General features: G+C 65.5%; 23 protein-coding genes. 11 read left to right on the top strand and 12 right to left on the bottom strand.

The features are described from left to right. Positions 1 to 20: 20 nt before the first annotated feature. Positions 21 to 551: an RNA-binding protein gene (locus VB716_RS16435; protein ID WP_323271046.1), complete on the top strand. Its 531-nt coding sequence runs from the start codon at positions 21 to 23 to the stop codon at positions 549 to 551. A 10-nt stretch (positions 552 to 561) separates the two neighbouring features. Here the strand turns inward: VB716_RS16435 and dusA are convergent, their stop codons facing one another. Beyond that, positions 562 to 1,602, bottom strand: a complete 1,041-nt coding sequence (gene dusA, locus VB716_RS16430; protein WP_323271045.1) for a tRNA dihydrouridine(20/20a) synthase DusA — start codon at positions 1,600 to 1,602, stop codon at positions 562 to 564. A gap of 6 nt (positions 1,603 to 1,608) precedes the next feature. On the opposite strand from dusA, the gene VB716_RS16425 reads away from it, so the two are divergent. Continuing rightward, positions 1,609 to 2,877: an NAD(P)/FAD-dependent oxidoreductase gene (locus VB716_RS16425; RefSeq protein ID WP_323248642.1), complete on the top strand. Its 1,269-nt coding sequence runs from the start codon at positions 1,609 to 1,611 to the stop codon at positions 2,875 to 2,877. 287 nt (positions 2,878 to 3,164) lie between these two features. Here VB716_RS16425 and VB716_RS16420 read toward each other — a convergent pair whose 3' ends face one another. Genes VB716_RS16420 through VB716_RS16410 form a run of 3 tightly spaced genes read right to left on the bottom strand, consistent with a single transcriptional unit; the run spans position 3,165 to position 7,447 of the window. Further along, positions 3,165 to 4,427, bottom strand: coding sequence for a type II secretion system F family protein (locus VB716_RS16420; RefSeq protein ID WP_322757945.1), 1,263 nt, complete (start codon positions 4,425 to 4,427; stop codon positions 3,165 to 3,167). 20 nt (positions 4,428 to 4,447) lie between these two features. Further along, positions 4,448 to 5,527: a type IV pilus twitching motility protein PilT gene (locus tag VB716_RS16415; RefSeq protein ID WP_197157863.1), complete on the bottom strand. Its 1,080-nt coding sequence runs from the start codon at positions 5,525 to 5,527 to the stop codon at positions 4,448 to 4,450. A 9-nt stretch (positions 5,528 to 5,536) separates the two neighbouring features. Next, positions 5,537 to 7,447, bottom strand: a complete 1,911-nt coding sequence (locus VB716_RS16410) for a GspE/PulE family protein (protein WP_322757946.1) — start codon at positions 7,445 to 7,447, stop codon at positions 5,537 to 5,539. 100 nt (positions 7,448 to 7,547) lie between these two features. Between VB716_RS16410 and grpE the strand changes: the two genes are divergently transcribed. From grpE to rsgA, 4 genes are read left to right on the top strand one after another with little or no spacing between them, the layout of a single operon-like run. Further along, a complete protein-coding gene (grpE, locus tag VB716_RS16405; RefSeq protein WP_231598115.1) occupies positions 7,548 to 8,240 on the top strand; it encodes a nucleotide exchange factor GrpE in 693 nt (230 codons plus the stop codon). After that, positions 8,240 to 9,361, top strand: a complete 1,122-nt coding sequence (gene dnaJ, locus VB716_RS16400) for a molecular chaperone DnaJ (RefSeq protein WP_197157867.1) — start codon at positions 8,240 to 8,242, stop codon at positions 9,359 to 9,361. The genes grpE and dnaJ overlap by 1 nt, the downstream gene beginning before the upstream one ends. Positions 9,362 to 9,369: 8 nt before the next feature. Further along, positions 9,370 to 9,657, top strand: coding sequence for a sulfurtransferase TusA family protein (locus tag VB716_RS16395; protein ID WP_370594671.1), 288 nt, complete (start codon positions 9,370 to 9,372; stop codon positions 9,655 to 9,657). Beyond that, entirely contained in the window at positions 9,647 to 10,690 is a 1,044-nt protein-coding gene (gene rsgA / locus VB716_RS16390) for a ribosome small subunit-dependent GTPase A (protein ID WP_323271044.1), read from the top strand. Before VB716_RS16395 ends, rsgA begins: the two co-directional genes overlap by 11 nt. Before the next feature lie 34 nt (positions 10,691 to 10,724). Here the strand turns inward: rsgA and VB716_RS16385 are convergent, their stop codons facing one another. Genes VB716_RS16385 through murC form a run of 3 tightly spaced genes read right to left on the bottom strand, consistent with a single transcriptional unit; the run spans position 10,725 to position 13,453 of the window. After that, the gene (locus tag VB716_RS16385) at positions 10,725 to 11,066 is read right to left on the bottom strand and encodes a YbaB/EbfC family nucleoid-associated protein (RefSeq protein WP_197157873.1); all 342 of its coding nucleotides are present in this window, start codon (positions 11,064 to 11,066) and stop codon (positions 10,725 to 10,727) included. 24 nt (positions 11,067 to 11,090) lie between these two features. Then, entirely contained in the window at positions 11,091 to 11,990 is a 900-nt protein-coding gene (gene murB / locus VB716_RS16380) for a UDP-N-acetylmuramate dehydrogenase (RefSeq protein ID WP_197157875.1), read from the bottom strand. A gap of 5 nt (positions 11,991 to 11,995) precedes the next feature. After that, entirely contained in the window at positions 11,996 to 13,453 is a 1,458-nt protein-coding gene (gene murC, locus VB716_RS16375) for a UDP-N-acetylmuramate--L-alanine ligase (protein ID WP_370594672.1), read from the bottom strand. A gap of 165 nt (positions 13,454 to 13,618) precedes the next feature. Between murC and VB716_RS16370 the strand changes: the two genes are divergently transcribed. Beyond that, the gene (locus VB716_RS16370; RefSeq protein WP_197157877.1) at positions 13,619 to 14,641 is read left to right on the top strand and encodes a type I glyceraldehyde-3-phosphate dehydrogenase; all 1,023 of its coding nucleotides are present in this window, start codon (positions 13,619 to 13,621) and stop codon (positions 14,639 to 14,641) included. A 126-nt stretch (positions 14,642 to 14,767) separates the two neighbouring features. Here the strand turns inward: VB716_RS16370 and thiL are convergent, their stop codons facing one another. Both thiL and VB716_RS16360 read right to left on the bottom strand, forming a co-directional pair. Continuing rightward, positions 14,768 to 15,859, bottom strand: coding sequence for a thiamine-phosphate kinase (gene thiL, locus VB716_RS16365; protein WP_322757949.1), 1,092 nt, complete (start codon positions 15,857 to 15,859; stop codon positions 14,768 to 14,770). Then, on the bottom strand, positions 15,852 to 16,895 hold the full coding sequence (locus VB716_RS16360; RefSeq protein ID WP_197158989.1) for a peptidylprolyl isomerase: 1,044 nt from the start codon (positions 16,893 to 16,895) through the stop codon (positions 15,852 to 15,854). The genes thiL and VB716_RS16360 overlap by 8 nt, the downstream gene beginning before the upstream one ends. 231 nt (positions 16,896 to 17,126) lie before the next feature. Here VB716_RS16360 and efp point away from each other — a divergent pair, with 231 nt between their 5' ends. Both efp and accB read left to right on the top strand, forming a co-directional pair. Next, positions 17,127 to 17,687 (top strand): elongation factor P, encoded by a 561-nt coding sequence (gene efp, locus VB716_RS16355; RefSeq protein ID WP_197157881.1) that lies wholly within the window; start codon positions 17,127 to 17,129, stop codon positions 17,685 to 17,687. 5 nt (positions 17,688 to 17,692) lie between these two features. Further along, positions 17,693 to 18,181, top strand: coding sequence for an acetyl-CoA carboxylase biotin carboxyl carrier protein (gene accB, locus VB716_RS16350; RefSeq protein ID WP_197157883.1), 489 nt, complete (start codon positions 17,693 to 17,695; stop codon positions 18,179 to 18,181). A gap of 33 nt (positions 18,182 to 18,214) precedes the next feature. On the opposite strand, the gene pdxA is transcribed toward accB, so the two are convergent. Further along, the gene (pdxA, locus tag VB716_RS16345) at positions 18,215 to 19,243 is read right to left on the bottom strand and encodes a 4-hydroxythreonine-4-phosphate dehydrogenase PdxA (RefSeq protein WP_323271043.1); all 1,029 of its coding nucleotides are present in this window, start codon (positions 19,241 to 19,243) and stop codon (positions 18,215 to 18,217) included. Between pdxA and VB716_RS16340 the strand changes: the two genes are divergently transcribed. Next, positions 19,242 to 19,412, top strand: coding sequence for a hypothetical protein (locus VB716_RS16340; protein ID WP_197157887.1), 171 nt, complete (start codon positions 19,242 to 19,244; stop codon positions 19,410 to 19,412). The genes pdxA and VB716_RS16340 overlap by 2 nt on opposite strands. 24 nt (positions 19,413 to 19,436) lie before the next feature. Here VB716_RS16340 and VB716_RS16335 read toward each other — a convergent pair whose 3' ends face one another. Continuing rightward, positions 19,437 to 20,363 (bottom strand): SDR family oxidoreductase, encoded by a 927-nt coding sequence (locus tag VB716_RS16335; RefSeq protein WP_323271042.1) that lies wholly within the window; start codon positions 20,361 to 20,363, stop codon positions 19,437 to 19,439. Between the two features lie 182 nt (positions 20,364 to 20,545). Here VB716_RS16335 and VB716_RS16330 point away from each other — a divergent pair, with 182 nt between their 5' ends. Then, positions 20,546 to 20,818 carry a hypothetical protein gene (locus VB716_RS16330; protein ID WP_323271041.1) on the top strand — a complete coding sequence of 91 codons (273 nt, stop codon included), beginning with the start codon at positions 20,546 to 20,548 and terminating at the stop codon, positions 20,816 to 20,818. Here VB716_RS16330 and VB716_RS16325 read toward each other — a convergent pair. Further along, on the bottom strand, positions 20,764 to 21,198 hold the full coding sequence (locus tag VB716_RS16325) for an HNH endonuclease (RefSeq protein WP_197157889.1): 435 nt from the start codon (positions 21,196 to 21,198) through the stop codon (positions 20,764 to 20,766). The two genes, VB716_RS16330 and VB716_RS16325, sit on opposite strands and share 55 nt — an antisense overlap. Between the last annotated feature and the right edge of the window lie 61 nt (positions 21,199 to 21,259).

The raw sequence follows: 21,259 nt of genomic DNA, 5'->3' as shown, positions 1-21,259 counted from the left end.
GCGTGGCGCCCCCCAGGTCCGTGAGTATTTTCGTTGGCAACCTCCCCTTCCGCGCGGAGCAGGAAGATGTGGCGGAGTTGTTTGCCCCCTTCGGCGAGGTGAGCAGCTGTGCGCTGCCGCTGGAGCGGGATTCGGGGCGCAAGCGTGGCTTCGCCTTTGTCGAGATGGCGGATGAGGAGACCGAAGCCCGTGCCATCGAGGGCCTTCAGGGTGCCGAGCTGATGGGTCGCCCCCTGCGGATCAACAAGGCCGAACCCCGTGGCAGCGCCCCGCGTCGGGGTGGTGGTGGGTACGGCGGCGGTGGTGGTTATGGCGGCGGCTATGGCCGGGGCGACTCAGGCGGTGGTGGCGGCTATGCCGCCGATCGGGGATCCGGAGCCCGTGGCTGGGAAGACCGCAGCTACGGAGGTGGCGGCGGCGCTCCTTCCGGTGGTTATGGCGGCGCCTCGGATGGCTTTGAAGCTGGCCGCACCCGCCGTCGCCGCAGCGGCGGCGGATCGGCTGAGACCGGTGCTGCCGATGGTGGCCACTACAGCGGAGCCGAAGGCTGAACCGGCTGCTTCAGTAGCCGCGCTCCTCCAGCTGGAGCGCGGCCTGCTCCAGGACCTCCACGCCGGCCTGGCGTGACCCGGCTGCCCTGGTGAGGTCCCGCCGCCAGTGGCGTGCCCCACTCACGCCTTCCACCACCTGCACCAGGTGACGAGCGATCGGCCAGAGGCGCCCGCCGCTGGAGCACCAGCGTTCGGCGTGGGGCATCACGCCCCGCACCACGGTGGAGGCCCGGGCCATCGGTCGTGCGGTGTCGTTGAACAGATCGGCGTCCACACGTGCCCAGCGCAGGGGATGGTCATAGGCCGCCCGGCCCACCATCACCCCGTCCACGTGATCGAGGTGCTCCAGGCAGGCCGCCGGCGTCTGCAGACCACCGTTCAGTTCGATCGTGAGGGCGGGACGATCGGCCTTGAGCCGATGGACCAGCGCATGGCGCAGGGGGGGGATGGTGCGGTTCTGCTTGGGATCGAGCCCTTCCAGCCAGGCTTTCCGTGCATGCACGGCAAAGCGTTGGCAGCCGGCCGACGCCACCGTGTCGACGAAGTCCAGCAGCGCCTCGTAGGAGTCATGGTCATCGATGCCGATCCGGTGTTTCACCGTGACCGCCAGGCCGCTGGCCTCGGCCATGGCCGCCACGCAGCGGGCCACCCGCTGAGGATCAGCCATCAGACAGGCGCCGAAGCGCCCCTGCTGCACCTTCTGGCTGGGGCAGCCCACGTTGAGGTTGATCTCGTCGTAGCCCCAGGCGGCAGCGAGTGAGGCGGCCTCCGCCAGAAGCACCGGATCATCACCGCCCAGCTGCAGTGCCAGGGGATGTTCGATCGGATCGAAACCGATCAGCCGCTCCAGACGCCGCTGCCGCTCCTGCGGATCGCGATGGCGGCTGGCATGGTGGAGCGCCTGCGCCACCACCATTTCCGTGTACAACAGGCTACGGCGGCTCACCTGGCGCATCAGCACCCGGAAGTGCCGATCGGTGTAGTCCAGCATCGGCGCCACACTGAAGCGATGACTGGTGATCGGGTGACAGCTGTCGACGGTGTGTGCCATGACCCCATGCTGCCCAGTCGCGCTGCCGTGGTGGTGGCGGGCGGCGGTCCGGCCGGCTTCATGGCGGCCGTGGCTGCAGCCGAGGCGGGCCGCGGCGATGTGCTGCTGCTGGAAGCCACGCCGGAGCCGCTCCACAAGGTGCGGATCAGCGGCGGTGGCCGTTGCAATGTCACCCATGCCTGCTGGGATCCGGCCGAGTTGGTCGGCCACTATCCGCGGGGTGCCCGGGCGCTGCGGGGCCCCTTCTCCCGGTTTGCCTGCGGCGATGCGGTGGCATGGTTCGATGCCCATGGCCTGGAGCTGGTGGAGGAGGCCGACGGTCGCCTGTTTCCCCGTTCCAACCGTTCCCAGTCGGTGATCGAGACCCTGCGGCGCGCGGCGACTGCAGCGGGAGTGCGCCTCTGCACTGGAGCGGCGCTGCAACGGGCGGAGGTCCGCAGCGGTGGTGGCTTCAGCCTGGAGGTGCGGACCGGTGCCGGTGTTCGCGTCCGGCTCGACTGTGCCCAGCTGGTGCTGGCCACCGGCAGCCATCCGAGCGGGCGCCAGCTGGCCGCCTCCCTGGGCCACACCCTGGTGCCGCCGGTGCCCTCGTTGTTCACCCTGGCCCTGGAGGCACCGGCTCTCACGAAGCTGGCCGGGGTGGTGATGGACCCTGTGGGTCTGGAGCTGCTGCCAGGTCTTGAGCGTGCTGCTGGTGAGCGTTTCCGCCAGCGTGGCACCGTGCTGATCACCCACTGGGGCCTGAGTGGTCCGGCCTGTCTGCGGCTCACGGCTTTTGCCGCCCGAGCCCTGAAGGAGCAGGGTTATCGCGGTCTCCTGCAGGTGGACTGGAGCGGTGGCCGGAGTCTGGTCGATCTGGAGCTGCTCTTCGGCAGGTTGCGCCGTGAGCAGGCCAGGCGCCAGCTGGCCACGGCCCGGCCCTGGCCGGAGCTGAGCCGGCGCCTCTGGTGGCATCTGTTGGAGGAGCAGGGCCTGGATCGGCAGCTGCGCTGGGCTGATCTGCCCGCTCGCGGTCAACAGGGTTTGATCACGGCCCTGCGCGCCAGTCGCTACACGGTGCGGGGCCGCGGGCCATTCGGGGAGGAATTCGTCACTGCCGGTGGCGTCTGCCTCGGCGAGGTGAACCTGGCCACGATGGAGAGTCGGCAACAGAAAGGCCTGTATCTGGTGGGCGAACTTCTCGATGTGGATGGGGTGACCGGAGGATTCAACTTCCAGCACTGCTGGAGTTCGGGCTGGCTGGCCGGTCAGGGGCTTGGAGCTGAGAACCGCTGATCATGATCCGATTCAAAGCAGTCAGCGATCCTGTGCAAACCAGGCAGTTGGGCAGTTGGGTCCTGAGACTCGTGGAAGGGCGGAGATGACCAGTGCATCCGCCAGTGTTCCGTGTCAATCAGACGGGTTGATGATCAACCCAGGCATGGTCGGACAAGTCTGAATGACAAGGACTCAAGACACCCCTGGGAGAACAATCATTCTTTTGGGACAATTCATACCAATTAATTCATGAAGTAGCAGTATCGAATATTGGTCATAATTTATTCTCTAAACAAATTAATCTTTCATCGAATTTTGTCAAATACGGAGAACATTGGAAGATACATTGCCAGGAGAATTGAAGCAACAATGCCTCCCACGAAAACGATCATTGCGGGCTCCAGCATGGAGGTGAGTGCTTTGACAGTAGCCGAAACTTCGTCTTCGTAAAAATCTGCAACTTTGTTGAGCATTGTATCCAGTTCACCAGTTTCTTCGCCGATGGCCATCATGCCAACGGCCATCTCTGGAAACACATTTTTCCGGGCAATGGCGACGCTGAGAGGAATGCCCTCGAGGATGTCTCTTCGGCTTGCATCGATCGCGTCCGAAATGATGGTGTTACTTGTTGTTTCTCTGACGATATCAAGCGCCAATAGAATTGGGACGCCTGCCTTGGCTAAGGAGCTGAAGGTGCGGCAGAATTGAGCCGTAGCCGATGTGCGGATCAGCTCGCCAAAGAGGGGGATTCTCAGAATGCTTGCATCGATATTTCTTCGACCCTTCGGCGTGGCGTAAACCCGTCCGAAAAGCCAGGCGCTTACAATCAAACCTCCAACCAGGAAAAGTGAGAAGCTGGATCTCAGCGTAGCGCTCAGATTCACCATCATCTGGGTGAAGGCCGGCAGCTCAGCACCCAGGCTGTCGAAAATTTCGGCGAAAGTGGGAATCAGAAAGATCGTCATGCCCAGAAAGACGAGGATGGCGATCACCAGCACAGCGATGGGATAGCCCATGGCTCCCTTGATCTGATTCTGGAGTTTGGCGTTATCTTCCAGTAGTTTGGCAAGACGTTTCAGGGTGTCATCCAGGACGCCGCCCAACTCCCCGGCTTCGATCATGGCGATCGTGAGCTTGTCGAATACCTTCGGCCAGCGGCGAATGGCGGCACCAAGGCTGTCTCCCTGGCTCACTTCCAGGCTGACGGCGGTAAGGGCCCGCTTGAACAGGGGATGCTTCTGTTGGGCGGCCATCAGGTTGAGGCCCCGCACGATCGGAACCCCCGCATCCACCAGGGCCGCCATCTTGCTGGCGAACAAGGCTTTCTCCTTGATGCCCGGTTTTCCCTCAAGCAACCCGTTGATCTGGTCCATCAGGTTGCTGCCGCTGCTTCCCTTGGCTGACCGGGTGAGAGCAGATGATCTGGCGTCGACCTGTTGTTTGATTGATGTGGCTTGAATCCCGCGCCGCCGCAGGTTGCGCTTGGCCGTGATCACGTCAGCCGCATCCACATTGAGGCTGACCTGCTTGCCGCGGTTTGTCTTGTAGGTGGCAATGAAAGTGGGCACGGCCGTTCAGGTGTAAGTGTTCAGGAAAGCTGATCCACCAGGCGGCGTAGTTCCTCCGGTTTGGCAGTCTTGCTGAGAGCCTCCTCCAGTTTCACCTCCTCGGAAAGCACCAGATTGGCCAGGGCCTTCTCCAGGGTCTGCATGCCGAGGCTGGCCCCGGTCTGCATCTGGGAATAAAGCTGGGCAGTTTTTCCTTCGCGCACCAGATTGGAGATGGCAGGAGTGTTGATCATGATCTCCTGAGCCATCACCCGGCCGAATTGGCCGGGTTTCGGATTCCAGCGCCTGCAGAGAGTCTGGGAAAACACAGCCATCAGGCTGCTGCTGAGTTGCACCCTGATCTGATCCTGCTGGCCCGCCGGGAAAACGTCCACCATCCGATCCACCGTCTGGGAGGCGGAACTGGTGTGCAGGGTGCCGAACACCAGGTGCCCAGTTTCGGCTGCGGTCACTGCCAGTTGGATCGTCTCCAGGTCCCGCATCTCACCAACCAGGATCACGTCCGGATCTTCGCGAAGAGCTGCCCGCAGGGCATTGGCGAAACTGCGGGTGTCTTGACTGAGCTCACGTTGGTGGATGATGCTTTGATCGGAACGGTAGGTGAACTCGATCGGATCCTCGATCGTGAGGATATGCTCAGCTCGGGTGTGGTTGATGTGATCCAGAATTGCCGCCAGAGTGGTGGTTTTTCCGGAGCCTGTCGGACCGGTTACCAGTACCAGCCCTTTGGGGATACGACTCATCTCTTCCACAATCGGTGGAAGTCCAAGCATGTCCAGAGTGGGAATCTTGTTGCCAAGAGCTCTCAGGCAAGCGGCGTAGGTGCCGCGTTGGCGATAGACGTTCACCCGGAATCGGGAGACGCCTTTGAGGCCATAGGAGCAGTCCAGTTCCCAGGTTTGCTCCAGTTGCTTGCGCTGGGCGTTGTTCAGCAACATGAAGATCAGTCTGTTGCAGTCTTCCTCCTTCAACGCTGTCTCCGTCATCGGACGAAGCTGGCCATTGAAGCGTCCGTAAGGAGGCATCCCGGCACTGAGGTGAAGATCACTACCGCCATCTTCAACCAGTTTGCCCATCAGATCCTCGATCATCAGGTCCATGGCACGTCTTTAGCGGCTTTGCAGACAGTAGGGGCATTCCAGCCACTCTTCCCGCAGCCCAGCACCACAGCCTGCACAGGTGAGCGTGGAGAGCATCCGCGCCCGCCGCTCTGATTCCAGACCCGTGTCTGTGAGCAGCATCCGTTCCACCTCCTCGAGGGTGGTGTCGCCGTTGCGAACCAGATCGAGGCCATAGCCGAGCAAGGTCTTCATGCCACTTTCGAGAGCCAGGCGCCTCAGGACGTCTGTGGTGGCTCGCTTGGCGATGGCAGCGGCGATCTCTTCGTTGATTCGCAGCACTTCGTAAACCCCCACCCTGCCCTTGTAACCACTGCCCTGGCAGATCGGGCAGGCGTGGGGGCCTCCGGGGGGCTGCTTGTTGGCCCGGAAGAAGGTCACGTTGGTTTCCCGTCCTGCCAGTAGTCCGAACCGGCCCAGCTCCTCGGGGGTGGGCCGGTAGCTCTGTCGGCAGTGCACGCAGACACGGCGTAGCAGCCGCTGGGACACGATGCCCAGAAGCGAGGCGCTCACCAGGAAGGGTTCGACTCCCATCTCGTCAAGTCGGGCAATGGCGCTGGGGGCGTCGTTGCAGTGGAGGGTGGTGAGGACCAGGTGGCCGGTGAGTGCTGCTTCGATCGCGGTCTTGGCCGTCTCCAGGTCACGTGTTTCCCCCACCAGGAGCACGTCGGGGTCCTGCCGCATGAAGGCCCTGAGGGCCACGCTGAAATCAAGCCCCTTGTCGCGGTTGACCTGGGTCTGGGTGATCCCCTTGAGGGTGTATTCAATCGGATCCTCGACCGTGGAGATATTGATTGTGGGGTTGTTCCGTTCCGCCAGCAACGAGTAAAGGGTCGTTGACTTACCGGATCCGGTGGGTCCGGTGACCAGGATCATGCCGAATGGCTTGGAGCCGAGGTTGCGTACGACCTCGCGCGCCTGTGGATCCGTGATCAAGGTATCGAGACCCAGTTGGGTGGCGCCGCTGTCGAGCAGACGGAGCACCACTTTCTCGCCCAGCCGGGTCGGCAGGGTGCTGACACGGAAATCCATCTTCCGGCCACGGAAGGTGCGGCGGATACGGCCGTCCTGAGGCATTCGCCGCTCGGCGATATCCAGATCCGCCATGATCTTGAAGCGGGAGGTGACCGCGGGGATCAGGCTCTTGGGCAGATCCTCGAAGTGTTTCTGCAGAACACCGTCCTGACGGAAGCGAACTTCAAGGGCATGTTCCTGGGGTTCGATGTGAATGTCGCTGGCTCCGGCACTCAACGCCTCAATCAGGATCCGATCCACCAGGCTCACGATTGGTGAGGCGTTGGCGCTCTCGCTGCTGATCTCCAGCTCCTGGAGGTCGTCGGTGACCTCTCTCAGTTCGCTTCCACCTGTTGAGATCGCCAGATCCTCGATCAGGGATCGTGGCTGGATCGTGTAAGCGACGTGGTCTTCATGACCGTTGCCCTCGTTGTCTTCCTCGTGGTCGTCGTCGAGATGGAAGTCGTCGGTGTCACTGTCGTCGATCCCACGGACGCTGGAGACAGCGGTGGCCGATGGGGCGTCCCCAGGGACCGGAGTGGTTTCGAGGTTCTCCAGTCGCTCGCTCAGGTCACTGGCCAGGGCGAGGTTGAAGGAGGCGGTCAGGCCCGCGTCTGTCAGTTCCTCCGCCAGGCTCTGCTGGCTTGCCGGGCCCCAGTGCGTGGGAATGGCCACCTGCAGGGCCTGGCCGTTTTGCTGCAGGGGCAGACAGCCCAGTTCTCTCCAGCGTTCGACGCGAATCGGTTGGTCGTCGGCCATCAGGCGGTGATCGGCCCGTTCCAGATCCTGGGGCCGCAGCACCGGCTCGCCGAGCAGCAGCTCCACTTCCAGCCGTTGCTGTTCGGGGAACAGGGCGTCGGCAACCGGGCGGATGGGGGTCAGAGTCATGGGCCGGAACCGCTGGGCTCAAAGGTGCGGGCTTCCGCCGCTTGTGGGAGGAGGGCCCTGAGTTCCAACATGTCTAGATCCGATTTGCGCTCCAGTCAGCATGAGTGGTGACACCCATCCGATGACCGAGGCCAGTTCCGTGCCTGCCAATGGTGAGGGCGTCTCCGCCGAGGGGTCTGCCGTCGAGGACACCGGCTCCCCCTCCGTGGGGGAGACTCTCCCCTCCATGGGCGAGGACGCAGCTGGTGATGCCCGGGCTGACGCCGAGGCTGACGAGTCCACACCAGCTCTGGAGCAGCGTCTGGCAACACTGCAAGCCGAAAACGACACCCTGCGCAGCCAGTACATGCGCATCGCCGCTGACTTCGATAACTTCCGCAAACGCCAGAGTCGTGATCAGGAGGATCTGCGCCTGCAGATCACCTGCTCCACCCTCAGTGAAATCCTGCCGGTGGTGGACAACTTCGATCGCGCCCGCCAGCAGCTCAACCCCCAGAGCGAGGAGGCCCAGACCCTGCACCGCAGCTACCAGGGTCTCTACAAGCAGCTCGTGGATGTGTTCAAACAGCTGGGTGTCTCGCCGATGCGGGTCGAAGGTGAGCCGTTTGATCCCAGCCTCCATGAAGCGGTGATGCGGGAACCCAGCGATGAGCACCCCGAGGATGTGGTGGTCGCGGAGCTTCAGCGGGGCTACCACCTCAATGGTCGTGTGCTGCGTCACGCCCTGGTCAAGGTGTCGATGGGACCTGGCCCGAGCAGTGATTCTGAACCGCGTGAGGAGCAGGGCGGCTGATGGCCGATTACTACGAGCTGCTGGGCGTCGGTCGCGACTCCGATGCAGAGACTCTGAAGCGGGCCTACCGCCGGCTGGCGCGTCAGTACCACCCGGACATCAACAAGGATCCCGGTGCTGAGGACAAATTCAAGGAGATCGGCCGTGCCTATGAGGTGCTGAGCGATCCCCAGACCCGCGCCCGCTACGACCAGTTCGGTGAAGCCGGTCTGGGGGGATCGTCCGGCATGCCCGACGTGGGCGACATGGGCGGTTTCGCCGATCTTTTTGAAACTTTCTTCAGCGGTTTCGGCGGCGCGGCCGCCTCTGGTGGGGCCCGGCGCCGTGGGCCCCGCCAAGGCGATGATCTTCGCCTGGATCTGACGATCAGCTTTGCCGAGGCCATCGCTGGCCTGGAGAAGGATGTGCAGATCCGCCATCTCGAAACCTGCAGCACCTGCAGTGGCTCAGGCGCCAAGGCCGGCAGCGGCCCCACCACCTGCGGCACCTGCGGAGGTGCCGGTCAGGTCCGCCGCGCCACCCGCACGCCTTTCGGCAGCTTCACCCAGGTGGCCCCCTGCCCCAACTGCGAAGGCAGTGGCCAGGTGATCGCTGATCCGTGCAACGCCTGTGGCGGTCAGGGGCTGCAGCAGGTGCGCAAGAAGTTGCGGATCAACATTCCCGCCGGGGTCGATTCGGGCACCCGGCTGCGGGTGGCGGGCGAAGGCAATGCCGGCCAGCGCGGCGGTCCGGCCGGGGATCTCTACGTGTTCCTCACGGTTCAGCCCCATCCCCAGCTGCGCCGCGAAGGGCTCAACATCCAGTCCCAGGTGACGCTCAGTTATCTGCAGGCGATCCTCGGCGACACCATCGAGGTGGAGACCGTGGACGGCACCACCGAGCTGGAGATCCCGGCGGGCACCCAGCCCGGCGCCGTGCTCACCCTCCAGGGCAAGGGGGTGCCGAAGCTCGGCAATCCCGTCGCCCGTGGCAACCACCTGTTCACCGTCAAGGTGCAGTTGCCCACCAAGCTCTCCGGTGAGGAGCGGGAGCTGCTGGAGGAACTGGCTGGCCACCACACCAGCAAGGGCCATCGGCACCATCACAAGAGCGGCCTGTTCGGAGGGCTCTTCGGCGGATGAATGCCGCCGTGCCTGCAGCGTCCGGCGGGGGAGACCAGACCCCTGAAGAGGCTCCTGAACAGATCGCGATCGCCGCTTGTCTCGATCTGGTCGGCACCCCCTGTCCGCTCAACTTCATCCGCACCCGCCTGGCCCTCGAGAGGATCCCTGACGGGGCCTGGCTGCAGGTCGACCTGGATCCCGGCGAGCCGCTGACGATGGTGAGCCAGGGCATCGCGGCCGACGGCCATGGCCTGCGCCAAGCGGCACGGAACGACGGCAGCGTGCGCCTCTGGATTCGTCGCCATGGCGCCTGAGCGCCCTGATCAGATCAACAGCGAGAGGATCTGTGCCGGCCAGGTGGTCGCCCTGCTCGCCAACTTCTGCTGGGTGCGGCTCGATCGGCCCGGTCCCGATGGCTGTGAGCGCCTGCTCTGCACCCGCCGCACCCGGCTCGACAAGAGCGGCCAGCAGGTCGCTGTGGGGGATCATGTCGAACTGGGCGGGGTCGACTGGACCAGTGGCCGGGCGGCGATCGAGCGGGTGCGGCCGCGCCGCAATCTGCTGGAACGGCCGGCGGTGGCGAACGTGGAGCGGATTGTGGTGGTGGTGGCCCTGCAGCAACCGGCCGTCGACCCCCTGCAGCTGACCCGTTTCCTGCTCACCGCCGAAGCCACTGGCTGCCGGGTCGAGCTGGTGGTGGCCAAGGCCGATCTCACCGAGGCCGCCCTGCAGCACCACTGGTGCGACCGGCTGCGCCAGTGGGGCTACGACCCCCTGCCGGTCTCGTCTGCCACGGGCGCCGGCCTGGAGGCCCTGCGTGCCCGCCTTCGCACTCCTGGCATCACCGTCTTCTGTGGACCCTCCGGAGTGGGCAAGAGCAGCCTGCTCAACGCCCTGCGGCCCGATCTGGACCTGCGGGTGGCGGCGGTGTCGGGGCGATTGCAGCGGGGCCGCCACACCACCCGCCACGTGGAGCTGTTTCCGTTGACGGAGGGGGTGCTGCTGGCCGATACGCCGGGATTCAACCGCCCCGTGTTGCCAGCCCAGCCGGAGGCACTGGCGCAGCTGTTCCCCGAGATACGGCGGCGTCTGGCCGAGCAGCCCTGCCGCTTCCGCAACTGCCGCCATCAGCAGGATCCGGGATGCAGCCTTGGTTCTGACTGGGATCGCTACACCCTGTATGGCCAGTGCCTGGCCGAGGTGGAGGCCACGGCGGCGGCGGTCCCGATCAAGGTCAGTGATCGCCAGCGCGGCGATGGCGAGGCGTTGCGTCTGGCCGCTCCCCTGCGCCAGCTGTCGCGGCGGCGACAACGGCAGCAGGCCAGCCAGGATCTGGAACAGGACTGATCCCGGTTGGCCTCAGCCTCCGGGCCCTTCCAGCTCAGCCCCCCATGCCGGGCAGGTTGAGATTGAGGCCGCCGGTCAGTTCTTCCATCCGCTCCTTCATGGTGCTGGTGGAGAGGTCGTAGGCGGCCTTGAGCGCCTCCAGGGTGGCCGTTTCGGTGGCCTCAGCGCCGTCTGCCACCAGTTCGGCACTGAGGCGTACCTTCAGGGGCTGCTGGTTGCCGGTGAGCCAGACGCTGGCTCGTCCATCGGCACTGCTGCCCTCGATCTCCATGGCATCAAGCTCGTCCTGCAGTTTCTGGGCGTCCTGCTGGATCTGCTGAGCTTTGCGAAAGGCTTCGGTGAGTTGACCGAAATTGGGAAGACCGAAGCCAGCCATCACGGTTGGGAAACTCCGCTCAGGTTAGGGCCCGAGTCGTTTCACCTCTGGATGGAGCTCAATGCCATGGTGTTGCCGTACCCGCGCCTGAACTGCCTGGATCAGGGCATCGATGTCGGCGGCGCGGGCCGCACCGGTGTTGACGATGAAATTGGCGTGCAGGGGTGACACCTGGGCGCCGCCGATGCTGAGACCCTTGAGACCCAGGTCTTCGATCAACCGCCCGGCCTTCTGGGGTTCGGGGTTGCGGAAGACGCTGCCGCAGCTTGGTTGCTGATAGGGCTGGGTGCTGGTGCGGCTGTGCAGATTGCTGCTGGTGCGGGCGGTCACTGCCGCGGGGTCGTGGCCGGGGCTCAGTCGGAAGCGGGCGGAGAGCACGATCAGTCGCTCCTGCTGGAGCCGGCTGTGGCGGTAGGCGAAGTCGAGCTCGCTGGCGCGCAGGTCGAAAGGGTGTTGCGGCCGTTGCGGATCCACCACCCGCACCGACTCCAGCCACTCCGCCGTACAGCCCCCCTGGGCGCCGGCGTTCATCACGGCGGCACCTCCGACTGTGCCGGGGATGCCCACCGCCCATTCCAGACCGCTCAGTCCGGCCCGGGCGGCCCGCCGCGCCAGGGTGGGGATCGGCTCTCCCGCTTCGGCCACCACCAGGCCCTCGTGGGGGTCGAGACGGCTGCCCTGCAGGCGCCGATGGCAGAGGGTCAGGCCGTCGAGCCCGGCATCCGAGATCAGCAGGTTGGAGCCGGCCCCGATGCACTGCAGCGGCAGGCCCTCGCTGATCGCCCAGCTCACCAGGGCCAGCAGTTCCAGCTGACTGGCAGGCTCGGCAAACCAGGACGCCGGACCGCCCACCTTCCAGGTGGTGTAATCACCGAGCCGAACGTCCTGGCGGAGCCCAGCGGGTGGCCCCACAGTGGTCTGCATCACGTTCAGGCCGCCACCGCGGTGACGGGGAGGTCAGTCTCGCCCAGGTTCTGCAGGCGGTCCCACAGACCGTTCACATCCCCGGCGCCCATGGCCAGCACCAGATCGCCACGTTCGGTGGATGTCGTCACCAGCTCGGCCAGCTGGTCGAGCGAGGCAGCCACCTGGACCGGCAACGCAGGGGCAATCCGCTGCAGCAGAACGGCGATCGCGGTGCTGTCAATCCCGGGCAGCGGCGCCTCGCCGGCGGCGTACAGCGGAGCCAGCAGCACCGCATCCGCACAGCTGAGGGCCTCGGCGAAGCCCTCAAGGAACTGGGCCGTTCGGCTGAAGCGGTGGGGCTGAAACACGGCCACCACCCGCCGGGGGTCTGCAGGCAGGGGGCTGCGACCACTGCTCACCATCAGCTGCGCCATGGTGAGGGTGGCACTCACCTCGCTGGGATGGTGGGCATAGTCATCCACGATCAGGCGACCGTTCCAGCTGCCGCGATAGTCAAACCGCCGTCCAGGGGTCTGCAACCGTTCCACGGCCTGGCGTAGCTCGGCGAAGGACACCCCCTGCAGCCTGCAGGCGGCGATCGCGGCGGCGGCGTTGCTGAGGTTGTGGCGGCCTGGCAGGGGCAGATGGAATTCGCCGCTGGGGCTCCCCCCTTCGAAGAAGCGCACCGTGGTGCCGTCGCCGCGTTCCTCCAGCGGCAGAGCCGCGAAGGCCACCCCCTCGGCCGTCTCGATCGACCACCAGTGGTCGGCGTTGAAGTGCGCCCGCAGGATCGGACAGTCGCGATTGGCCAGAACCTCACTGGAACTGGCGGCGAAGCGGCGAACGGTACCGATCAGGGCTTCGAGGTCGGCGTAGTGGTCGGTGTGGTCCAGTTCCAGGTTGGTGAGCACCCCCAGTTGGGCGCGAAACTTCACCAGGGATCCGTCCGACTCGTCCGCTTCTGCCACAAGCAGTTTGCCCGCTCCGTTGCGGCCATTGCTGCCGAAGGCGGGCACGATGCCGCCGATCACCGCGGTGGGGTCGTGGTGGGTGGCCTCCAGCAGGGTGGCGATCAGCGTGCTGGTGGTGGTCTTGCCGTGACTGCCGGCCACGGCGATCGAGGGCTGGCCGTTGATCAGAGCCGCCAGTACGTCGGAGCGGTGGCAGATGTGCAGACCGGCCCGCTCAGCCTCCTTCAGCTCGGCATTGCTGGCTGGCACGGCGGTGCTGATCACCACAAGGGGTTGATGGGAGGTGCCGCTGCGGATGGCGGAGATCGTGCTGGCGCTCTGCTCGCGGAACACCCGGACACCGCGATGCCTCAGTGCCTGCAGCACGGCGCTGTCGCGGGGGTCGGAGCCGCTGACGCTGAAGCCCCGCTCCGCCAGAATCCCAGCGAGGGCCGACATGCCGATGCCGCCGACACCGATGAAGTGAATCGGTTGCTGGCGGTTGAGCGACAGGGCCAAAGGGGTCTCCATGCTCGTAGAAGTTAAGCCGTGAAAGGGCCCTGAACCTTTACGAGATGCGTCGCTTCTCGGTGTGGCAGTCAAGCGGCCAGCTCACAGCAAAGGAGGTGCGCCAATGATTTCTGTATGATTCATAGCCAAAATCACCTTTGCTAGCGGTTTTCGCCGTTTTCTGCCATGACCCTGCGTGTTGCGATCAATGGATTTGGCCGGATCGGTCGCAACTTCATGCGCTGCTGGCTGAGCCGGGGTGCCAACACCGGTATCGAGGTGGTGGGCCTGAATGACACCTCGGATCCGCGTACCAACGCACACTTGCTGGAGTACGACACGATGCTGGGCCACATCCGTGATGCGGAGGTGAGCTACACCGATGACTCCATCATCGTGAATGGCAAGTCGATCAAGTGTTTCTCGGATCGAAATCCACTCAACCTTCCCTGGAAGGAGTGGGGCGTTGATCTGGTGATTGAGGCCACCGGCGTCTTCATCGACCAGAAGGGTGCGGGCAAGCACATTGAGGCTGGTGCCAGCAAAGTTCTGATCACGGCACCAGGTAAAGGGGAAGGCGTCGGTACTTTTGTGGTGGGCGTGAATGCTCACGAGTACCGCCACGATGATTGGAACATCATCAGCAACGCCAGCTGCACCACCAATTGCATGGCGCCGCTGGTGAAGGTACTTGATCAGTCCCTGGGGATCATCAAGGGCATGATGACCACCACGCACAGCTACACCGGTGACCAGCGCATTCTCGATGCCAGCCACCGAGATCTGCGCCGAGCCCGTGCCGCCGCCGTGAACATCGTGCCCACCTCCACCGGTGCTGCCACGGCTGTGGCCCTGGTGTATCCGCCGATGAAGGGGAAGCTCAACGGCATTGCCATGCGGGTGCCCACCCCCAATGTTTCGGTGGTTGACATGGTGTTGGAGGTGAGCCGCTCCACCACCAAGGAGGAAGTGAATGCCATTTTCAAGGCCGCCTCGCAGAACGAGATGAAGGGCATCATCAAGTACTCGGATCTGCCCCTGGTCTCCACCGACCATGCCGGTACCAATGAGTCCACCATCGTGGATTCCGACCTCACCATGGTGATGGACGGCAATATGGTGAAAGTGATCTCCTGGTACGACAACGAGTGGGGCTACAGCCAGCGCGTCGTCGATCTTGCTGAAGTGGTGGCCAGCAACTGGAAGTGATCACTGTTGTGTGAACACCCGGTCTGTGATCACCCAGCCTGTGATCACAGCCTGGTTCTGCCGAGAGTCGAGCCGCCTCCTCCTGGGGGCGGTTTTTTGGTTTCAGGCCTGTGCAGGTGCAGGGTCTCAATCAGTCGAAGCTGCGCGGAAGTGGCTGAAGCCGGCATTGTCTGCTGCCAGGGGCTCGCGGTTCTCCGCCCAGCGCACCACGCCGCTCCCAGCCACCAGGGCGCCGATCAGCTGACCCTCCTCCAGCTCCTCGGCCAGGGCCTGCGCCCAGGCCCGCGGCAGGGCCAGCACCAGTTCGAAATCCTCTCCGCCCCCCAGGCACCAGCGCCGCCCCTGCGGCAGGAGGCCCATGGCCGGATCCATCGGCAAGGTGGTGCTCTGCAGCAGTACATCGCAACCACTGGCGGCGCCGATCGCCTGGGCTGCGGCCACCAGGCCATCACTGCTGTCGGTGCCCCCAACCCGCCAGGGCTCCCCAGCCGGCTGGCTGCGGTGCAGAGCTTCCACCGCATCGAAACGGGGCCGCGGCCGTCGGTGGGCCTCGATGGCCCGCTGCCGCAGCGAGGGATCGATCGCCGCGACGTCGAGGCCTGAATCCCCCTGCAGCAACGCCAGCCCCAGGCGGCTGAGGCCATGGTGGCCCGTGCTCACCAGCAGATCGCCGGCCCGTCCGCCGCCGCGGCGGATCATGCCATGGGTCCTTCCCTGTGCAGCGGCGGTCTGCTGGGAAGCCGCCGCCAGCCGGCCCAGGGCCGTGATCGCCAGCAGGCGCTGGTTGCCAGCGCTGCAGTCCCCCCCCAGCAGGGTGCCTCCATAGCGACGCAGGGCCGCAGACAGGCCCTGATAGACCTCCTCCACCCAGGCCCAGGCCGTGGTGGGTGGAGCCACCAGCCCCACCGTCAGCCCCACTACTTCCTGGCAGCCCATGGCCGCCAGGTCCGAGAGATTCGCCACGGCGGCGCGCCAGCCCACATCGGCGGCTCCGGTGGTGGCCTCACTGAAGTGAAGGCCCTCCACCAGTACATCGGTGTTGATCACGATGCTGCCGCTGCCTCCGGGCACGAGGGCGGCATCGTCGCTGAACTGGTCAGTGGGGGCGAAGGCCCCCAGGCGCCGGATCAGCTCCCATTCACCCAGATCGGACAGGGTGGTTGGGGAGGCCAGTGATCCACGGTCTCCGGCCGAAGCCGGAGGGGCCGGTTCAGCCATGGGCCTGAAGATTCTCTGCGCCTTCCAGCACCCGGATCCTGACGATGCCGTCATCGGCGGTGAGTTCCTCGAGAACGTCGAAGCCGTCGACCACATAACCGAAGGCGGCATAACGGCCGTCGATCAGGTTGAGGCCCGCGGGCGTCAGTTCGGGCTCGAACAGGAACAGGAAGAACTGGGAGGAGCCGTCGTCGAGGGCCTCATCGGAGTGGGCCCATCCCAGGGTGCCTTTGCTGGAGAAGGGCAGCACCGGCTCCGCCTTGAACATCCCCAGATCTTCAAAGGTCTGGTTGTAGAAGGGGGCCTTCTCGCCGGGAACGCGGATTTCCAGGGGCACATGCCGCTCCAGCTTCGTGGTGGGATCGATGAAGCCATCGGCCGGACCACTGGGATCGCCGGTCTGGAGCACGTAGAAGTCTTCGGCGCGGATGAAGGGCAGGCCGTCGTAGAAGCCGCGCTGGGCCAGGTCCACGAAGGCTCCGGCGGTGAGCGGCGCGTTGTAGCCATCCACCACCGCAGTGAGATCACCCTTGGTGGTGGTCAGCTGCACCGTGGCGCGCCCCAGCAGCCGTGGCAGGTCGGCGAAGCTCTCGGGGATGGCATAGGGGAAGGGCCCGACCAGCATCGCCTCGGCCGCGCCGATCGTGGCCAGGGCCTGCCGGCGTGCCGCCAGGAAGGCATCGCGGTTCTGTTGTTCGGCGGTGCCGGCCAGCGTCTCCAACTGGTCGCCCAGCTTGCTCAGGAGGGTGCCTGCGGCGTCGCGATCGGTGTCCGGGAAGTTGTTCACCATCGCCTCCTGGCGGGAGGCGAGCAGCGACTGGCTGCGGCGCACGGCCCCGAGCAGGGCGTTCCAGCGCTTGGCCCGCAGGTCGTCGCTGGTGGCCTCGAGGCGATGCTGCAGATCCTGCAGATCGGAGGCCTGGATCGGCAGGGCATTGCGCAGCAGGGCCGTGGGATCGCTGATGGCGTTGCCGGGGGGCAGGGCTGCCAGGGCCGGCCCGGAGGCCGGAGCCAGCAGCAGCAGGGCCAGCAGCATCAGGCCAAGGGCCTGCCGCCACAGGGAGCCACCCGCCCGGTCCGTGCGCCCGAACCGTTGTCTCTCCTCTGCCGGAACGACTTGCCCCAGACCCACCACCATGGCCCCGCTCCTGCTGCCTTTATCAGGAATCTGGCACAGGGTTACGGAGCCGACCGCGCCTGCTGCGCAAGCCTTCGCAAGGACGCTCCGGTAGCCAGCCGTACAATCCGCCCCATCCGAACCGCCGGAATGATCTCCAGCAACGACTTTCGTACCGGGACCTCGATTGAGCTGGATGGGCAGGTCTGGCGGGTCGTTGAATTCCTCCATGTGAAACCCGGCAAGGGCTCGGCCTTCGTGCGTACGAAGCTGAAGGCCGTCCAGAGCGGCAACGTGGTCGAAAAGACCTTCCGTGCCGGGGAAATGCTCCCCCAGGCCATCCTCGAGAAGAGCACCCTCCAGCACACCTACATGGAGGGCGAGGACTATGTGTTCATGGACATGAGCTCCTATGAGGAGACCCGCCTCACGGCCAAGCAGATCGGCGACAGCCGTAAGTACCTCAAGGAGGGGATGGAGGTGAACGTGGTGTCCTGGAACGGCAAGCCCCTCGAGGTGGAGTTGCCCAATTCGGTGGTGCTGGAGATCACCCAGACCGATCCCGGCGTGAAGGGTGACACGGCCACCGGTGGAACGAAGCCCGCCATCGTCGAGACCGGCGCCCAGGTGATGGTCCCCCTGTTCCTGTCGATCGGCGAGAAGATCAAGATCGATACCCGCACCGACAGCTACCTCGGCCGGGAGACCTGATCACCATGCAGCTCGATCACGACCAACTTCACCGACTCCTGGCCCTGCTTGGTGAGAGCGACATCCAGGAGCTCAGGCTCGAGGGTGATGACTTCCGCCTGGAGGTGCGTCGCAACCTCCCCAGCACGGCCCCGGTCACCCTGGTCCAGGCGCCGGTGGCCAGCCCTGGCCTTGAGACACCGATGCCCACGACCCCGGCCGCACCATCCGCTCCTTCGGCGCCGCCACCTGCCGCCGCCGCTGCGCGTAGTGATCTGATCGATATCACGGCACCGATGGTGGGCACGTTCTATCGGTCTCCCGCCCCTGGGGAGCCTTCCTTTGTGGAGCTGGGTGATCGGATCAGTGCCGGTCAGCCGATCTGCATTCTTGAGGCCATGAAGCTGATGAATGAGCTCGAGGCAGAAGTGAGTGGGGAGCTCGTCGAGATCCTTGTGGAGAACGGCACGCCGGTTGAGTTCGGCCAGGTGTTGATGCGCGTCAAATCGGTCTGAACGGCCCTGGAGCCGCCGGCTCGATGGGCAGTGTCAGCCGAATTCCCAGGCCGTCGTGATTGCCGCTGCCATGCTGTCGGGTCGTGCCACTCCCAGGCCGGCGATGTCAAAGCCGGTGCCATGGTCGGGAGAGGTGCGCAGAAAGGGCAGCCCCAGACTGGTGTTCACGGCGGCATCAAAGGCCAGCAGCTTCACGGGGATCAAGCCCTGATCGTGGTACAGGGCCAGATAGCCATCGGCACCTGGGCCATGGCCGTGCCAGGCGCTGCCGGCGTCCAGCCAGCAGGTATCCGGTGGCAGTGGGCCCTGCAGGGTCACGTTGGGATGGCATTTGCGCCAGTCCTCCAGACAGGCGTTCAGCCACTCGAGCTCCTCGCGGCCGAGCTGGCCCGCTTCGCCGGCGTGGGGATTGAGTCCGGCCACCACAAGCCGCGGCCGTGGGCTGAAGCGTTGGCAGAAGCTCAGCAGCACGTCCAGCTTGGTCTGCACCAGCTCCGGTCCCAGGGCTGCCGGCACTGCTGCGAGGGGGATGTGGGTGGTGGCCAGCAGGGTGTTGAGTCGCCAGTTTCCTCGCGGTGAGCGGGCCGTGAACAGCATCGAGGTCGGTGCCCCTCCGGCCAGTTCGGACAGCCGTTCCGTCTGGCCCGGGTACGGATGCCCGGCGGCCGCCCAGCTTGCCTTGGCGATCGGGGCTGTCACAAGGGCGTCGCAATCGCCCTGCAGCACCTGTTCGGTGGCCGCCGTGAGCCAGTGGAAGCAGGCGTCGCCGCAGGCGGGTGTGCTTTGCCCCCATGCGGCTGGTTCCAGCAGCGGCAGGTCGACCACCTCGAAATCTGCCGGATCGGCCAGGGCCTCACGACTGTGGACGCGCAGGGCTTCGTAGCTGCGTTCCAGCCAACGCCGACACCCCACCAGCACTGGGACCAGGTCGCCGGGGAGCGGCCTGGCCAGCGCCTTGAGGGTCACTTCGATACCGATGCCGGCGGGGTCGCCGAGGGCGATGGCCAGCCGCCGGGCTCTCCTAGCGTCAAGGTAGGGAGTACCTGGACCTGCTGACACCATGATTCGCTGGTTGCTGGGTGGTCTGTTGCTGCTGGGGGTGGCCACGGGACTGAGCCGTGGCTGGATCGTGCTGGATTCCTGCCGGATGCTGAGGGACCTGAACATTCCCACCATGCAGGATCTGCAGGAGAAGGCCACACCGGTCTGTGCCTCGGACAGCTCCCCCTGAGGGGCGCGTCCTCGCCCGTGCTGTTCAGTCGGGTTCAGGTGTCCCGTTTTCTTCCTGCAGGCAGGCGCGGTAGCCCTCGCGGTAGCTGGGGTACCGCAGGCGATACCCCAGCTTCTGGCAGAGAAGCAGGTTGCCGACGCGCCGGTTCTCGCTCCAGAAGCTGCGGGCCATCGGGCTCATCGTGTCGGCGATGGCGTCGTACGACTCCACCGGCGGCAGGGGATGGCCGATCAGGTGGGCGGCGTAGCCCAGGGTTTCGCTCGAGGGGCAGGGTCTGTTATCCGAGACGTTGAGCACGGGTGACCGTTGTTCCGCCGGCAGGGCGAGGTTATGCAACAGCGCCCCGACGATGTCGTCGACGTGGATGCGGCTGAACACCTGGCCAGGCTTGTGGATCAGCCGGCTGCGGCCGCTGCGCAGGCTGGCGAAGGGGCTGCGGCCGGGGCCATAGATCGCCGGTAGACGAAAGATCTGCAGGGGCAGTCCCAGAGCTCGCCAACCGGCTTCGCTGGCGACCCGGGCGCGGCTGCGCTCCAGCGAGGGTTGCAGCGGGGCTGTCTCGTCAACCCAGGCACCGGCCGTGTCGCCATAGACGCCGGTGGTGGAGAGAACGCCCAGCCATTGCAGGGGCAGGCTGCGCAGCAACGGTCCGAGCAGATCGAGCACCGGATCGCGGCCATCGCGGCCCGGCGGCACGGTGGTGAGCACATGGCTGAAGCCCTCCAGATCGGTGCGGCCGGGCACTATGCCGGCTTCGCTGTCGAACGGCAGCCAGGTCAGTGGTGCGTTGGCATCGGCCGGCCGGCGGTGGGTTGTGATCACCGGCACCGCCTGGGCGCTCAGCGCCGCCGCGAAGCGGTTGCCGCTGTAGCCGCCGCCCACCACCAATACCCGCCGGGGGCGCAGTGCTGCAGGCAGGAGGAGCGGGAGCGGAGCAGACGAGGGCGGCACGGTCGAGGACGGCGTGGGTGAGGGCAGCACGGGGGCCTGTAGTGCGGGCGCCTGCAGTGCGGCTGAAGGCAGGCGAAGGGGTACGGCGAGGGCCTTGACAGCCAGATCGAGAAACAGTACAGATGTATTAGCCGATCATTCCAGGTGTTGCCGTGCCCTGTTCCTCCCCATCCTCTCTGCCTGTGCTGCCGCTTCTCGTCGCCCGCCCGCGACCACCCCGCTTCCGGCGCGGCACCGCTCGGGCCCGGACGGTTGTCGCCCCTGCGGGATCCAGGCAGCGGCCGTTGACGTGCGTGCCGGATCGCTCCGCGGAGCCGGTCGACTCCGTGGCGATCACGGCACTGCTGGCCGTGCTGCTGGTGGTGATGGCGCTTCTGGTGGCTCCAGAGCGACCGGCCGATCAGGAGGCCATCTGCCAGCGATACAACGGCGTTGTCGCCTGCCGCGTCTGGTGAGCCGGGTCAGCGCCCGCAGCGCCTGGCCCGGCCTGGGCCGGAAGACTCCACTGCAGCAGCCGTAGGGCCAGGCGCAGATCGCCGTCCATCCAGGCGCGCAGAGCCATGGCGCGACGCGGGTCGTAGAACGACTGACGGCGGTACCAGTCGAAGGCCTCGGTATCCCCTTTGGCGCCGTTACAGGCCAGGCAGGCCGGTACACAGTTCTCCGTGACGCTCATCCCCCCGCGGCTGCGGGGCAGCACATGATCAATGGATTCAGAAGGTCGTCCGCAGTAGAGGCAGTGGCTGTCGGTCACCTGATGGATCGACCGTCGCCAGCGTCTGGCACGCAACTTTGGGCAGAGATCTTCCAAGAAGACCGCATCCCTGGCCTGCATGTGCGCGCCTCGGTTCGGCGGCAGTTTGACCCCATCGTCCGGCGTGGCAATGTGTCGTGGA

Source organism: Synechococcus sp. CCY9201, from assembly GCF_034931105.1.
Classification (GTDB): Bacteria; Cyanobacteriota; Cyanobacteriia; order PCC-6307; family Cyanobiaceae; genus CBW1002.
This window is presented reverse-complemented; position numbering and strand designations above follow the sequence as displayed.

What these genes read in the sequence shown, in the direction of transcription:
- dusA (WP_323271045.1), bottom strand. Translation starts at nt 1,602, where the DNA reads ATGGCACACACCGTCGACAGCTGTCACCCGATCACCAGTCATCGCTTC.
- VB716_RS16425 (WP_323248642.1), top strand. Translation starts at nt 1,609, where the DNA reads ATGCTGCCCAGTCGCGCTGCCGTGGTGGTGGCGGGCGGCGGTCCGGCC.
- VB716_RS16415 (WP_197157863.1), bottom strand. Translation starts at nt 5,527, where the DNA reads ATGGACCTGATGATCGAGGATCTGATGGGCAAACTGGTTGAAGATGGC.
- VB716_RS16410 (WP_322757946.1), bottom strand. Translation starts at nt 7,447, where the DNA reads ATGACTCTGACCCCCATCCGCCCGGTTGCCGACGCCCTGTTCCCCGAA.
- grpE (WP_231598115.1), top strand. Translation starts at nt 7,548, where the DNA reads ATGAGTGGTGACACCCATCCGATGACCGAGGCCAGTTCCGTGCCTGCC.
- dnaJ (WP_197157867.1), top strand. Translation starts at nt 8,240, where the DNA reads ATGGCCGATTACTACGAGCTGCTGGGCGTCGGTCGCGACTCCGATGCA.
- rsgA (WP_323271044.1), top strand. Translation starts at nt 9,647, where the DNA reads ATGGCGCCTGAGCGCCCTGATCAGATCAACAGCGAGAGGATCTGTGCC.
- VB716_RS16385 (WP_197157873.1), bottom strand. Translation starts at nt 11,066, where the DNA reads ATGGCTGGCTTCGGTCTTCCCAATTTCGGTCAACTCACCGAAGCCTTT.
- murB (WP_197157875.1), bottom strand. Translation starts at nt 11,990, where the DNA reads ATGCAGACCACTGTGGGGCCACCCGCTGGGCTCCGCCAGGACGTTCGG.
- murC (WP_370594672.1), bottom strand. Translation starts at nt 13,453, where the DNA reads ATGGAGACCCCTTTGGCCCTGTCGCTCAACCGCCAGCAACCGATTCAC.
- VB716_RS16370 (WP_197157877.1), top strand. Translation starts at nt 13,619, where the DNA reads ATGACCCTGCGTGTTGCGATCAATGGATTTGGCCGGATCGGTCGCAAC.
- thiL (WP_322757949.1), bottom strand. Translation starts at nt 15,859, where the DNA reads ATGGCTGAACCGGCCCCTCCGGCTTCGGCCGGAGACCGTGGATCACTG.
- VB716_RS16360 (WP_197158989.1), bottom strand. Translation starts at nt 16,895, where the DNA reads ATGCTGCTGGCCCTGCTGCTGCTGGCTCCGGCCTCCGGGCCGGCCCTG.
- efp (WP_197157881.1), top strand. Translation starts at nt 17,127, where the DNA reads ATGATCTCCAGCAACGACTTTCGTACCGGGACCTCGATTGAGCTGGAT.
- accB (WP_197157883.1), top strand. Translation starts at nt 17,693, where the DNA reads ATGCAGCTCGATCACGACCAACTTCACCGACTCCTGGCCCTGCTTGGT.
- VB716_RS16340 (WP_197157887.1), top strand. Translation starts at nt 19,242, where the DNA reads ATGATTCGCTGGTTGCTGGGTGGTCTGTTGCTGCTGGGGGTGGCCACG.
- pdxA (WP_323271043.1), bottom strand. Translation starts at nt 19,243, where the DNA reads ATGGTGTCAGCAGGTCCAGGTACTCCCTACCTTGACGCTAGGAGAGCC.
- VB716_RS16325 (WP_197157889.1), bottom strand. Translation starts at nt 21,198, where the DNA reads ATGCAGGCCAGGGATGCGGTCTTCTTGGAAGATCTCTGCCCAAAGTTG.